The organism is Chromobacterium haemolyticum (genome assembly GCF_009936155.1).
Taxonomy (GTDB): Bacteria; Pseudomonadota; Gammaproteobacteria; order Burkholderiales; family Chromobacteriaceae; genus Chromobacterium; species Chromobacterium haemolyticum.
Window position 1 is genome coordinate 4,473,347 of record NZ_AP019312.1, and the last position, 11,763, is coordinate 4,485,109.

An 11,763-nucleotide genomic window follows, 5' to 3' on the forward strand; every position below is an offset into this window, starting at 1 on the left:
CAGTTCGAAGCGGCATTAGAAACCTCCGCACAGCCAGATCGAAATTACGCCCATCATCAAAAATAGCGGAAGCGATTATTGTGTAGAAGTTCAGACCCCATCTGACAGTCTCCCGCTTTGTCCATGCCCAACTATCAGATCAAATTCAAATCGCCCACCCCGCCCCCCGCCTTGCAATCCCGCGCCCGTGGATACAAACATAAAGCTGTACCACCCCATTGGCCGCACCAAGATGAAGCTTCTCTCCCACCTCTGGCCGCACAGTTTCCGGCTGCGGCTCAGCCTGCTGTTTGGCGGCCTGTTCCTGCTGGCCTCCTTGCTGGACGCCGCGCTGGAGCCGCAACTGAACCAGGGCCTGCTGCAAGACAAGGGCGAAGCGCTGCAAGCCACCGCGCGCGGCATCGCCAAATCCCTGGCCGCCGGCCTCAGCCAACGGCGGCGGGAACTGGCGCTGCACACGCAAACCCCGGTTTTCCTCAGCGCCCCGCTGGACAGCCCGGCGCTGCACAGCGGCCTGGAGCGGATCAGGCTGCACAACCCGGACTACGCCTGGCTGGGCGTGATAGCGCCGGATGGCCGCATCGTCTCCGCCAGCGGCGCTGCGCCGTCCCCCCGCATCGAATTCGCCGCCCCGCTACACGACGAAGCCGGCAAGCTGCGCGGCGCGCTGGCCGCCCAAAGCGCCTGGAGCTGGGTGGCGAAGCTGATCGCCGAACGCCTGCCGCTCAACAGCGCCGGGGACACGCCGCAAGTCTTCATCGTCAACCAGAACAACGCCCCGCTGTTTCCGCCCGGCGCGCCGGACCAAGCCGGCATGCCCGCGCCGCTGAGCGGGCCGGGCTATCAACAGGGCGACTGGGCCGACGGCGAAACCTACCTCTACGCCGATGCCAAGATAGACGACGCCCCCGGCCCCGGCTGGCGCGTCATCGTCCGCCAGCCTCCGCCGCAAGCGCCGGCCACGCTCAGCCGGCTGCGCTCCGCGCTAAGCCTGCCCGGCTTGATCACCACCCTGCTGCTGATGATCGTGGTCTACCGGCTGGCCGCCGCCTTCAGCCGCCCGCTGGAAACCCTGGCCCACACCGCCCAGCGCGTCAGCGCCGGCGACGAACAGGCAGACTGGAGCCTGCGCAGCGGCGCCCGTGAACTGCAACAACTGGCCCAAGCCATGCAACAGATGACCGCCACCCTGCTGACGCGCCGCGGCGAACTGGCCGCCATCAACGCCAGCCTGGAACAAAAAGTGGAAGAGCGCACCGAAGCGCTGAGCGAAGCCAAGCGCCAACTGGAGGAAAGAGCGACGCAACTGGAACAACTGGCGCGCAGCGACGCGCTGACCGGCCTGGGCAACCGCATGGCCGCCGCGGAACGGCTGACGGCGGAATACCAACGCTTCCACCGCAGCCGCGCGCCCTACTCCGTGCTGCTGCTGGACACCGACCACTTCAAGCGAGTCAACGACAACCACGGCCACGCGGTGGGCGACCAAGTGCTGCAACAGATCGCCGCCGCCCTGCAAGGCGCGGCGCGCGCCACGGACTTTGCCGCCCGCTACGGCGGCGAGGAGTTTCTGCTGCTATTGCCGGACACCGACGCCGAAGGCGCGCTGGTGCTGGCCGAGCGGGTGCGCGCGGCGGTATCCGCCGCTTCCAACACCGTGGCCGGCATGGTCACCGTCAGCATAGGCGCGGCCACCGCGCATGACGACGACGCCAGCCACGAAACCATCGTCCAGCGCGCGGACGAGGCTTTGTATCGGGCTAAGGCGAATGGGCGGAATCGGGTGGAGGGGGCGGGGTGAGCTTGCTATTGGGGTGTAATGGTGATGTGGCTCATTGAGCGAGGGCTTGTTGGCCATGCGGCTGGGTATGCTTTTACGCTAGCATGACAGCTATCGGCCACAAGCTACTATTGAATTCGGCATCCCCAAGCGGGTATTAGAGTCACAAAAATGCGTCAACGACAGTCATGATCCTAAGCCAATCAACCCGATAGTCCTCCGTGGACGCTCTTTGCCCCAACAACAAGTTATTTTCAATATCAGGCATTATTTATCGTGACTATTGATCTCTCTTCCGAACCTATGCTCGGCCACTGGGACGTTTCTCCCAGCGTTTCTCAGTGCGAATACCAATTTGGCCAGAGACTAGTATACGTACAGCACCCCAAGGGTATTTCTCACTCCCCGTACATTGCAATAGCTCAGAAAACCATCATTGAAACCTGGAAAGACATCCCTAATGCGGTCCATTTTGCAGAGGAAATTTCACGTAGTTTAATTCCAGGCTTTTGGGAAGCACACGATGCAAGCCAGATATCCAGCCCACGGTTTGATGTTTACTCAATTCACTATGAGTTAGATAACCCTCATCCTAGCTACATGATTGGCGTTAATCATGATTTTGATTTTAGCTACGTAACTTACGCCGATGACGATCTTTGGAGGGAAAATCCAATCACAATAGAGCTACCGGAACCCCCAGATAATTTTTTCTTGTCAGTACGACGCCTTGGGGCAAATCACTTTAAAGATACCGACAACTCAGGCACATCACCATGACAAAATAAAGGCACTTCAAAAGTGGCTCGCCACGCCATCAAAAATTACTCATTTTAAAATTAAACCATACGCTCACTCCCCCCACCCTTGACGCCCCCTCCCAGCCTGTTTAGGCTTGGTTCCGCGCCGTGCTCAATCACACAGCGCAGGGCTGGCAAGCCCAAACTAGCTTCTCCCGCAGACACAACGGTCCGCTTTGGCACCGTTACGTCTGTTGCCACGCCGTACCCATTCGGGGCGGGCCGTGGCAGGGAACCCGTTAGGGTTGCCGGTTCTTTGGAAGAAGCTAGCCGGTCTTGCCACCTTGTCATGTGCCTGCCCTAGCCTCGCCTGGGCAGGTTTCCACAGATGACATGGAGACCGTGATGACCTTCTCTACCTTTCCCCCCGCTATGCCGCCGCCCGCCTGCCCCCATTGCGCAGGCCAAGCCGCCACACCCGCCGCTGCCCCGTTAATGGAGCAGTTGCACCGCTGTTCCCAGCGCTTGCCCGCCGTTGCCGGCGATATGGTGCTGCTGGGCGAACTGGGCCAGCAACTGAACCATTGCTATGTCGAACTGGACACCGCCCTGCTGCGCGGCGTGATGGACATGCGCGCCGCCCACACGGGCTTATTGGCCTTGATCACCCTGTTGGAACGCCGCGACGAACCGCTGTTGTTCACCAGCGAAGACGCGCTGGCCTTGCTGGAACCGATACAGCAGCGCTTGAAACAAGGGCTGGAACACCTTAACGGCGTGCTGTGATGGCTATTAGGGAGAGCATTGCCATGATGAAGCTGCTGATCCAGCAAAACCAGGCTCTCAAGCGCGCCGCCCGTTTGATCATTGCTTATGAGATGCGCCTGGGGGTGATTTCTCTGGCGGAGAACAATCCAATCCATCCGGCCAACACCGAAGACATCCATCAGGAAATCAATCAGGCGTTGACGGCTTTCCACCTTTGGCGCAAATGGCGTGGCGAGCACGAGCCTGCCCGCGCCGCTTTATTGGAGATGTGGGCGTCCGGGAAGTGGACCAACCGCGATACCTGTGTGCGGCAGTGTTATCGCCTGGCGGGGTTCAAGAATATGGTCACCGCCCGCCAGGCGCTGGTGGGCGCGCCGATGCCAGAGCCTTTGGCCGTCCGAAGGCAACGCGCCATGTGGGAGACGCCATAGGCGGCTGCTCGGCGGGCCTATCGCATTGAATCGTTTCCGCGTGGGTATCGCTGCGCTTCTCCCACCCTACGATTGGGGGCGTAGGGCGTTTTAGGCGCAGCTGCCGAAGGCCTTCAGCCTCTCCACATCCACCAGTGTGATGTCGCGTCCGTCCACCTGGATCAGCTCCGCTTCGATCAACTGGTGCAGCATGCGCGAGAAGGTTTCCGGGGTCAGGTTGAGCCGGGAGGCGATCAGGCTTTTGTTCACCGGCAGCGATACCTGCGGCGTGGGGCTGTCGCCCTCCTCCGGGATGTGTTGCAGCAGATAGCCAATCACCCGCTGCAAGGAGCTTTCTATGGAGTAGCGCTCCACGTCCCGCACTAGGCCATGCAGGCGCAACGACAGGCCGGCCAGCAAGCGCCGGGCAAAGGCCGTGTCGTGGTCTATCGCTTGCAGGATGCCGGCTGCTTCCACTTTGAGCAGCATGCCGTCTTCCAGAAACTGGGCCATTACCGGGCAGGGCCGGCCCAGGAACATCACTGCCTCGGCGAAGCTCTGGCCGGGGTGGACGATTTCCATCACTTTTTCACTGCCCTGCGCCGAGGACAGCGCCAGCTTTACCCGGCCGTACACCACCAGGAACATGCCGTCGCAGGGATCGCCCTTCTGGAAGATCACCTGGCCTTTAAGGCCGCGCAGTTCTTGGGTGTACGGCACCAGCGCTTGTATCTGTTCCGGGGAGAGTTGCTGAAACAGCGGCTGGTGGCGCAGGAAGGAGGGAATGTCCAGATGGCTCATGACGGTGTGGCTCGATAAGGGTGGGGGCTTACACTATAAAATCGCGCTCCGCCCACGGCCATGCGCCATTGGCAGCAGCGGCCTAGTTCGATGTGATTAGAGCCGGCCGCGTGGCGGGAGAAACGGGGAATTGTCTTGTCAGCCGTCTTTGAGCACGACAGGCGAGTCTTCCAGGCCCCAGTCGCCGTGCAGATACCAGTCATCGCCCAGCACTTCCGCCGGATGTTGCGTGCGGCTGGAGCCGTTGCCGCATTGCAGGGAGTTGGCGGGGCAATAGAGGTCGCAACCCCAGCAGATGCGTTCGGGGTGGGCGGGGTGCAGCGGGAATTTTTTGGCCATGGAATCCTTCTGTGTTCGCGATGTTCATCATTTTCGAATCCGCTTCGCGGATGATGATTTAGGGCCGGTTCCGCCCGGCAAACGGAAAGGGAGATTTGCGCGGCCAAATCTCCCTTTACCCTAAAGGCCGCCCTGCAAGCCTGGCCTACGGCTTCCCGCCGGGTCCCGTCAGGCCCGAGGCGCGGCTGAACTCGCACCGCGCTAACGTCGCGGTGCTCGAACAAGCAGCCGCTTAAAACCTAGGGCCTGCCACCCGTCGGCAGGCTTGAAGGGAGCTGGGGCACGTCGAATTCGTATTTGCCTGCGTCTCTTAACCCGCCCCTCGGGAACCTGAAAAAGAAACGGAACCATGCCATGCATAGCGCAGACGGACTTGGCGCAACATCAAACAATTGCCATTCAGCCCGCTAAAGCGGCTAACAAAATCCCTGAGGCAAGGCGCGCCGACGCAGACAGTACATTGAGTACGGCAAGTCGGCGCAACGCAGCATCAGGGATTTTGTTTGCTGCGTTCATGCGGTAAGGCTGGCATACAGCCGGGTCAACGCCTGCGGCAACCTCTCCGCCTGCCGCACCAGCGCATAACCGTTGCGGCCGAACAGATGCGGCAGGTAGTCGCCCGCTTCGCGGTCTATGGTGACGCAGAACGGCGTCAGGCCGGCGCGGCGGGCTTCCAGCACCGCCTGGCGCGTGTCTTCTATGCCGTAGCGGCCTTCGTAATGGTCCAGATCGTTGGGCTTGCCGTCCGAGATCAGCAACAACAAACGCCGCCGCGCCGGCCGCTCGCTCAGAATGCGGGCGCACTGGCGGATGGCCGCGCCCATGCGGGTGTAGTAGCCGGGCCGGATGGCGAGGATGCGGCCGCGTGCGGCGTCGTCGTAACGCTCGGCAAAGTCTTTGAGGATTTGCAGCCGCACTTCCTGCCGCCGCAGCGAGGAGAAGCCGTACAGGCCGAAGTCGTCGCCGCTGGCGCTCAGAGCCTCGGCGAACAGCAACAGGCTGTCGCGGATCACGTCGATTACCCGGCCGGTTTCGCCCAGCCAGCTTTCGGTGGACAAGGACAGGTCAGCCAGGGTCAGGCAGGCAAGGCTGCGCTCGCCCGGCGGCCAGTCCTGATACAGCGCCGGCTCGCTGAGCGCCGCGCCGCCGCGTCGTTCCGCGAGGAAGCGGATCAGCCGGTCCAGGTCGATGTCCGGCCCGGCGGTTTCGCCGCTGCGCCGGCGGCGCTCCGGCGCCAACGACTGGAATTGCCGCCGCAGCCGGCGCGCCAGCGGCTGCAAACGCTCCGGCAGCGGGGACGGCGCGGCGTCGCGCGGCAGCATCGGCCGCAATAGGCAGTGGTCCTCCACCAGGCATTGCCGCTTCCAGTGCCATTCCGGCAGCTTGATGCCCGGCCCCAGCGGGGTGTCGTCGTAGGCGGCGGCCGGCAGGTCCAGATCGAAACGCAGCCGGCTGCCGCGAGTGTGGGCGTCCTGGCCCAGGGTCAGCCGGTTCATGTCTTCGGCGGCGATTTCGCCGTTGCCGTCATCGTCGTCGTCATTGTGGCGGTTGACTTTGACGTATTCGTCCCAGGTGAACAGGCTTTCCGCGCGGAACACCATCAGCATGCCGTTCTTGCGCTGGTCCTGTTCCATGCGCCGGGCGCGATAACGGCGGCGCTGACGCTGGGCGTCCTTGCCGCCTCCGCGTTCGCCGTCGGCGTGGCGGCTGCCCTGCCCGTCCACCTCCGTCAATGGCGGCTGCGGATGCAGCCACAGCGGCACCGGCTGCGGCGGCCGGCTCAACGGCGGCAGCGTCACGGCGTGTTCCGGCCGGCTCAGCGCCGCCTGGATAGCGCGCTCCACCGCGGCCTCCGCCGGCGGCAGGCTGGCGGGGTTCGGCCGCAGTTCCAAGGCGGCCGCCGCCAACTGGTGGTAAACGGCGGCCAGGCCAGGCATGTCCGCCAAGGCGCGCGCCGCGGCCAGGCGGTTGCGGCTCAGCCAGTCGCCATCGCTACCGGCGGCGTAAGCGGCCTGGGCCAGCAGCCAGAAATAGCAGTCGCGGTTGAGGGGGGCTCTGGGAAAGCAGTCGATGCGCTCCGGCAGGTAGAGCGCCTGGCTGTCGCGCCAGGCCAGTTCCACCCGCGCGCCGGTGCCGGCCAGCCGCTGCAGCCAGCCGCGGCGCGCGCCGTGCTCGGTGCCCACGGTGGAGCGCAGCGCCAACGCCGGGTCGCCGCCCATGGCGCGGAAGAACAGCGGCGCTTGCGCCGTCACCTGCGCCAGCTCCGCCGCGCATTCCGGAAAGCCGCGCCGCGCCGCGCGCCGCGCCAATTTGTCCCACCAGCCGCCGACTATGTCTTCCATGCCGCTCAGTCCGGGAATTGGGTCTGGATCACCGCCAGCAGCGCCGCCACGGTGTCGGCGTCGTCGCTCAGCGGCTCCGCCAGCGCGGTGCGGCAGGCTTGCCAGGGCGGCAGGCCGGCCTGGATCAGCTTGGCGGCGTACACCAGCAACCGGGTGCTGGCGGCTTCTTCCAGGTCGTAGCCGGACAAGCGCCGCAGTTGGCCGGCCAGCGTCACCAGTTGGCGCGCCAGCGCTTCGCCTATCCCGCTTTCCCGCACTAGCACGCCGATTTCCACTTCCGGCGGCGGAAAATCGAAAGCCATGGCGACGAAGCGTTGGCGGGTGCTGGGTTTCAGCGTTTTCAGCACGTGCTGGTAGCCGGGGTTGTAGGACACCACCAGCATGAAGCCCGGCGGCGCTTGCAGCACTTCGCCGGTGCGTTCCACCGGCAGGATGCGGCGGTCGTCGGTCAGCGGGTGCAACACCACGGTGGTGTCTTTGCGCGCTTCCACCACTTCGTCCAGATAACAGATGCCGCCTATCCGCACCGCGCGGGTCAGCGGGCCGTCGCACCAGACGGTGGCGCCGTCGGCTATCAGGTGGCGGCCCACCAGGTCGGCGGCGCTCAGGTCGTCGTGGCAGGAGACGGTAATCAGCGGCAGGCCGAGCCGCGCCGCCATATGAGCGACGAAGCGGGTCTTGCCGCAGCCGGTGGGCCCCTTGATCAGCACCGGCAGTTGCTGGCGCCAGGCGGCTTCGAACAGCTGGCACTCGGCGCCTTGCTGCTGATAGAAGGGAACAGGAATAGTCAGGAGTTCAGGCACGTTCATCGGCGTTCCTTCAGATAAAGCTGAGCAGCAGCGCGGCCGACACCAGCGCCAGCCAGCCCTGCACCAGCGCCCGCAGCCAGCGAGGCGCGTCGCGCAAGCCCATATAGCGCTCCGCCAGCAACACGCCCTTGAACCAGGCCAGGCCCAGCGCGATCAGCGCCAGATGCGGCAACCGGCCGCCTTCGGCCAGCCAGGCCGCCAGCAGGGTCAGCCCGGACAAGAGCAGCCACAGGCCGGTTTGCGCAAGAGGGGTGGGATAAGTCATGTGGCTAGGATGCCGATGCGGCGCGGCGGCCGCCTTGATGCGAAATAAGGCTTTGCGCGGCCGCGCTATCTCGCCACGTAGACCAGGGCGAACAACAGCAACCACACCAGATCCACCATATGCCAATAGGCGGCGGCGGTTTCCACCTCATCCATGGACTCCGGCGTGTAACGGCCGTTGCGGGCCAGTCGCCACACCGCCGCCACAATCACCATGCCCAACACCACGTGCAGGAAGTGAAACACCGTCAGCGACAGGTAGAACATCCAGAAGTCGTTGCTGGACAAGGTAATCCCTTGCAAGGCCTTGCCCACCAATTCATAGCCTTTCAAACCGAGAAAGCCGCCGCCGGCCAGCAAGGTCAGCGCCAGCCAGCGCCGCCCGGCGCGTTGCCGCCCGGCGGAAAAGGCGCTGAGCGCGGCCAGCATGGCGGCGCTGCCGGCCAGCAGCAGCAGGGTGTTGAGCGTGGGCAGGCCCAGCTCCAGTTCGCCCTGCCCGGCGGCGAACAAGGCTGGCTGTTGCCGTCGGGCCCAGGCGTAGGCCAGAAAGAACACGCCGAACACCGCCAGCTCGGCCAGGATGAAGCACCACATCGCCAGATCGCCCGGCACGCGGCGCTCGGGCGGCGCGCTCAGCTCCATGCCAAGATCTTCCGCGCCGCCATCAATCCTCGCGCTTGCCGGTGACGAAGAAGCTGATCACGTACAACACCAGCCCGCAGAAGAAGCTGATGCCAAACACCCAGCGCCCCCAGTAGATGGGCATGATCCGTTCCTGCGTTTCCATGAAGGACAGCGGCGTAGCGGACATCCGCTGCAACCACACCTGCACCGCGCCGGCGGCGGTCAGACACAGGGTGATGGCCACGATGGACAGGGTCATCACCCAGAACGCGTTTTTTTCCACCTTCTGCGCCTGCGCGCAATTGGCCTCGCGGCCGCGCAGCAGCGGCATGGTGTAGGAGATCATGGTCAGCACCACCATCACGTAAGCGCCGTAGAAGGCCATATGGCCGTGGGAGGCGGTCACCTGGGTGCCGTGGGTGTAGTAGTTGACCACCGACAGCGTGCCGATGAAGCCCCACACCCCGGCGCCGAGGAAGGACATCACCCCGGTGCCCAGCGCCCACAGCGTGGCGGCCTGGTTGGGGTGCTCGCGGCGGCGGCGTTTGACCATATTGAAGGCGAACAGGGTCATCATGAAGAAGGGCACCGGTTCCAGCGCGGAGAAGATGGAGCCCCACAGCTGCCAGTAGGCCGGCACGCCTATCCAGAAATAATGGTGGCCGGTGCCGATGATGCCGGTGATCAGGGTCATGGCGATGATCAGGTACAGCCATTTTTCGATCACCTCGCGGTCCACCCCGGTCACCTTGACCAGGACGAAGGCCAGCATCGCGCCCATGATCAGTTCCCACACGCCTTCCACCCACAGGTGCACCACCCACCACCAGTAGTACTTGTCCAGCACCAGGTTGTCCGGGTTGACGAAGGAGAACAGGAAAAACACGGCCAAGCCCCACAGGCCCAGCATCATCACGATGCTGATGCTGGTCTTGCGGCCGGCCAGCAGGGTCATGGACAGGTTGTAGAGGAAGGACAGCGCCACCAGCACGATGCCCACCTTGGTGATCAGCGGCTGTTCCAGATAGCCGCGGCCCATGGTGGGCAGCAGGTCGTTGCCGGTGAGCCGGGCCAGCTCATGGTAAGGCAGGCCCAGGTAGCCGAGTATGGTCAGCGCGCCGGCCACCAGGAACACCCAGAAGGTGACGATGGCCAGCCGCGGGCTGTGCAGCTCGCGCTCGCTCTCTTCCGGGATCAGGTAGTAGCCCGCGCCCATGAAGCCGAACAGCAGCCAGACGATCAAGAGGTTGGTGTGCACCATGCGCGCGGTGCCGAAGGGCACGGCGGGAAACAGGAAGTCGCCGATCACGTATTGCAGGCCGATGATCAGACCAAACACGATCTGGCCGATGAACAGGCCGATGGCGGCGATGAAATAGGGTTTGGCCACGGCCTGCGAGCGGTAGCGCACCTGCGCGACGGCTGCGGTCGCGCCGCGCGGCGGCGTGGCCACGGTAGCGTTGCTCATTGTGTTCTCCAAAGATAAAGGGATGGGACGGGATCAGCCCTCGATATTGGGCGGCCAGTTATTGGTGTTGATCTGCGACGCGTACTTCAGGAAGGCCACCAGGTCGTCCAGCTCGGCCGGGTTCAGATGGAACTGCGGCATCTGGCGGCGGCCCGGCGCGTTGGTCGGCATCGCCTGCATCCAGCCCTTGATGAATTCCGGGCCGCGGCGCACGTAGACGTTGCCCAGCTCCGGCCCAAAGTAAGCGCCTTCGCCCAGCAAGGTGTGGCAGCCGCCGCAGCTGCGCGTCTCCCAGATTTTCTTGCCGCGCACCGCCTGCTCGGTGAGCTGGGCCTTGGCGTTATGGCTGGGCAGGGCCAGGGTGGTGTCCAGGGTCAGCCCCAGGAACAACAGGAAAAAGAAAACCGAGCCGCCGTAAAAAATATTGCGGGCGGTCGATTTGGTGAAGCTCGCGCTCATCATGTCCTCCTCGAATGCTTGCACCGCCGGCGCGGTACTCGGGCCGAACTGTACGGATTCGGGCATTCCGGGAGCATTGATTCGAATCAACGATTTCCGGCAGTCCGGCTGCCTACACGGCGCCAGCCGCCATCGCCAGCCACAAGGAGGCCGCCATGATCCGCCCTGTCCCCCCTTCCCCGCGCCGGACTGGACGCCGCCGCCGCCATACTTCGCGCGCCATCCCACGAGTACTCGCAATGCGCGCCATCGACATCCTTGTTGAGCAACACCGAGCTTGCGACGCGCGTTCGCCGCCGGTGAAACGGCGATCCTCGCGCAGGACTGGGCCTTGGCCCTAAGAACGTGTTTACGATCTCGCGAGCTAAGGTGAAACAAGACGAAAACGGTTGAAGAAGCGGAACGTACAGGTGGTACATGAGCATTCTGAAAGCGTTTTTAACGCCCGCCTGAACTACATCGCGCCGGCAGGCGCGTCTTATCCCGAGGCGCTTCCCAAAAAAACAAACCCGCGCCGGCAATGCGGGCGCGGGTGCGAGAGCGCTGGCTCAGCCTATCCTCAGTCCCACTGCAGGGCGCCCTTCTTCCATTCATAGATGAAGCCGACGACCAGCACGCCCAGGAACACCGCCATCGCGCCCAAGCCAAAACCGCCCAGCTCCTTCAGCGTCACCGCCCAGGGGATCATGAAGGCGACTTCCAGATCGAACAGAATGAACAAGATGGCCACCAGGTAGTAGCGGACATCAAAGCGCATGCGCGCGTCTTCGAAGGCCTCGAAGCCGCATTCATACGGCGATAGTTTTTCCGGATCCGGCCGGTTGGGCCCCAACAACTTGCCCATTAGCAGCGGCACCACTCCCACCAGCAGTCCGACAACGATGAATAACAGGATGGGAAAGTAATTCTGCAGCATGGGGCCGACTCCTCCGGATAGTTTGCAAAAAGAGATAGACCGC

General features: G+C 63.8%; 13 protein-coding genes. 4 read left to right on the top strand and 9 right to left on the bottom strand.

All coding sequences use genetic code 11. The features are described from left to right. The first annotated feature begins 187 nt into the window (after positions 1 to 187). The 4 genes from GYH29_RS20630 (at position 188) to GYH29_RS20645 (ending at position 3,719) form a co-directional block, all read left to right on the top strand. Positions 188 to 1,801, top strand: coding sequence for a sensor domain-containing diguanylate cyclase (locus GYH29_RS20630; RefSeq protein WP_161524321.1), 1,614 nt, complete (start codon positions 188 to 190; stop codon positions 1,799 to 1,801). 255 nt (positions 1,802 to 2,056) lie between these two features. Next, the gene (locus GYH29_RS20635) at positions 2,057 to 2,560 is read left to right on the top strand and encodes a hypothetical protein (RefSeq protein ID WP_141113255.1); all 504 of its coding nucleotides are present in this window, start codon (positions 2,057 to 2,059) and stop codon (positions 2,558 to 2,560) included. A 365-nt stretch (positions 2,561 to 2,925) separates the two neighbouring features. Continuing rightward, positions 2,926 to 3,306: a DUF1484 family protein gene (locus GYH29_RS20640; RefSeq protein ID WP_141113256.1), complete on the top strand. Its 381-nt coding sequence runs from the start codon at positions 2,926 to 2,928 to the stop codon at positions 3,304 to 3,306. Between the two features lie 23 nt (positions 3,307 to 3,329). Further along, positions 3,330 to 3,719 (top strand): hypothetical protein, encoded by a 390-nt coding sequence (locus GYH29_RS20645; RefSeq protein ID WP_081575847.1) that lies wholly within the window; start codon positions 3,330 to 3,332, stop codon positions 3,717 to 3,719. Positions 3,720 to 3,809: 90 nt separating this feature from the next. Here GYH29_RS20645 and GYH29_RS20650 read toward each other — a convergent pair whose 3' ends face one another. From GYH29_RS20650 to GYH29_RS20690, 9 genes are all read right to left on the bottom strand, one after another. Beyond that, entirely contained in the window at positions 3,810 to 4,499 is a 690-nt protein-coding gene (locus GYH29_RS20650; protein ID WP_019099977.1) for a Crp/Fnr family transcriptional regulator, read from the bottom strand. 138 nt (positions 4,500 to 4,637) lie between these two features. Beyond that, complete coding sequence (locus GYH29_RS20655) at positions 4,638 to 4,838, bottom strand: DUF3079 domain-containing protein (RefSeq protein WP_118268366.1); 201 nt, start codon at positions 4,836 to 4,838, stop codon at positions 4,638 to 4,640. A 512-nt stretch (positions 4,839 to 5,350) separates the two neighbouring features. Next, positions 5,351 to 7,180: a nitric oxide reductase activation protein NorD gene (locus GYH29_RS20660; protein WP_161524322.1), complete on the bottom strand. Its 1,830-nt coding sequence runs from the start codon at positions 7,178 to 7,180 to the stop codon at positions 5,351 to 5,353. Between the two features lie 5 nt (positions 7,181 to 7,185). After that, positions 7,186 to 7,989 carry a CbbQ/NirQ/NorQ/GpvN family protein gene (locus tag GYH29_RS20665; RefSeq protein ID WP_161524323.1) on the bottom strand — a complete coding sequence of 268 codons (804 nt, stop codon included), beginning with the start codon at positions 7,987 to 7,989 and terminating at the stop codon, positions 7,186 to 7,188. Positions 7,990 to 7,999: 10 nt separating this feature from the next. Next, a complete protein-coding gene (locus GYH29_RS20670) occupies positions 8,000 to 8,254 on the bottom strand; it encodes a cytochrome C oxidase subunit IV family protein (RefSeq protein ID WP_161524324.1) in 255 nt (84 codons plus the stop codon). 65 nt (positions 8,255 to 8,319) lie between these two features. After that, a complete protein-coding gene (locus GYH29_RS20675; protein WP_161524325.1) occupies positions 8,320 to 8,895 on the bottom strand; it encodes a cytochrome c oxidase subunit 3 in 576 nt (191 codons plus the stop codon). 22 nt (positions 8,896 to 8,917) lie between these two features. After that, complete coding sequence (locus tag GYH29_RS20680; protein ID WP_161524326.1) at positions 8,918 to 10,345, bottom strand: cbb3-type cytochrome c oxidase subunit I; 1,428 nt, start codon at positions 10,343 to 10,345, stop codon at positions 8,918 to 8,920. A 33-nt stretch (positions 10,346 to 10,378) separates the two neighbouring features. Further along, positions 10,379 to 10,870, bottom strand: coding sequence for a c-type cytochrome (locus tag GYH29_RS20685; protein ID WP_269473792.1), 492 nt, complete (start codon positions 10,868 to 10,870; stop codon positions 10,379 to 10,381). Between the two features lie 493 nt (positions 10,871 to 11,363). Beyond that, entirely contained in the window at positions 11,364 to 11,720 is a 357-nt protein-coding gene (locus GYH29_RS20690) for an NADH-quinone oxidoreductase subunit A (protein WP_019103334.1), read from the bottom strand. Positions 11,721 to 11,763: the final 43 nt, after the last annotated feature.

Coding starts and splice junctions, on each gene's coding strand:
- GYH29_RS20665 (WP_161524323.1), bottom strand. CDS start 7,989: ATGAACGTGCCTGAACTCCTGACTATTCCTGTTCCCTTCTATCAGCAG.
- GYH29_RS20650 (WP_019099977.1), bottom strand. CDS start 4,499: ATGAGCCATCTGGACATTCCCTCCTTCCTGCGCCACCAGCCGCTGTTT.
- GYH29_RS20645 (WP_081575847.1), top strand. CDS start 3,330: ATGATGAAGCTGCTGATCCAGCAAAACCAGGCTCTCAAGCGCGCCGCC.
- GYH29_RS20680 (WP_161524326.1), bottom strand. CDS start 10,345: ATGAGCAACGCTACCGTGGCCACGCCGCCGCGCGGCGCGACCGCAGCC.
- GYH29_RS20685 (WP_269473792.1), bottom strand. CDS start 10,870: ATGCCCGAATCCGTACAGTTCGGCCCGAGTACCGCGCCGGCGGTGCAA.
- GYH29_RS20690 (WP_019103334.1), bottom strand. CDS start 11,720: ATGCTGCAGAATTACTTTCCCATCCTGTTATTCATCGTTGTCGGACTG.
- GYH29_RS20640 (WP_141113256.1), top strand. CDS start 2,926: ATGACCTTCTCTACCTTTCCCCCCGCTATGCCGCCGCCCGCCTGCCCC.
- GYH29_RS20655 (WP_118268366.1), bottom strand. CDS start 4,838: ATGGCCAAAAAATTCCCGCTGCACCCCGCCCACCCCGAACGCATCTGC.
- GYH29_RS20675 (WP_161524325.1), bottom strand. CDS start 8,895: ATGGAGCTGAGCGCGCCGCCCGAGCGCCGCGTGCCGGGCGATCTGGCG.
- GYH29_RS20670 (WP_161524324.1), bottom strand. CDS start 8,254: ATGACTTATCCCACCCCTCTTGCGCAAACCGGCCTGTGGCTGCTCTTG.
- GYH29_RS20660 (WP_161524322.1), bottom strand. CDS start 7,180: ATGGAAGACATAGTCGGCGGCTGGTGGGACAAATTGGCGCGGCGCGCG.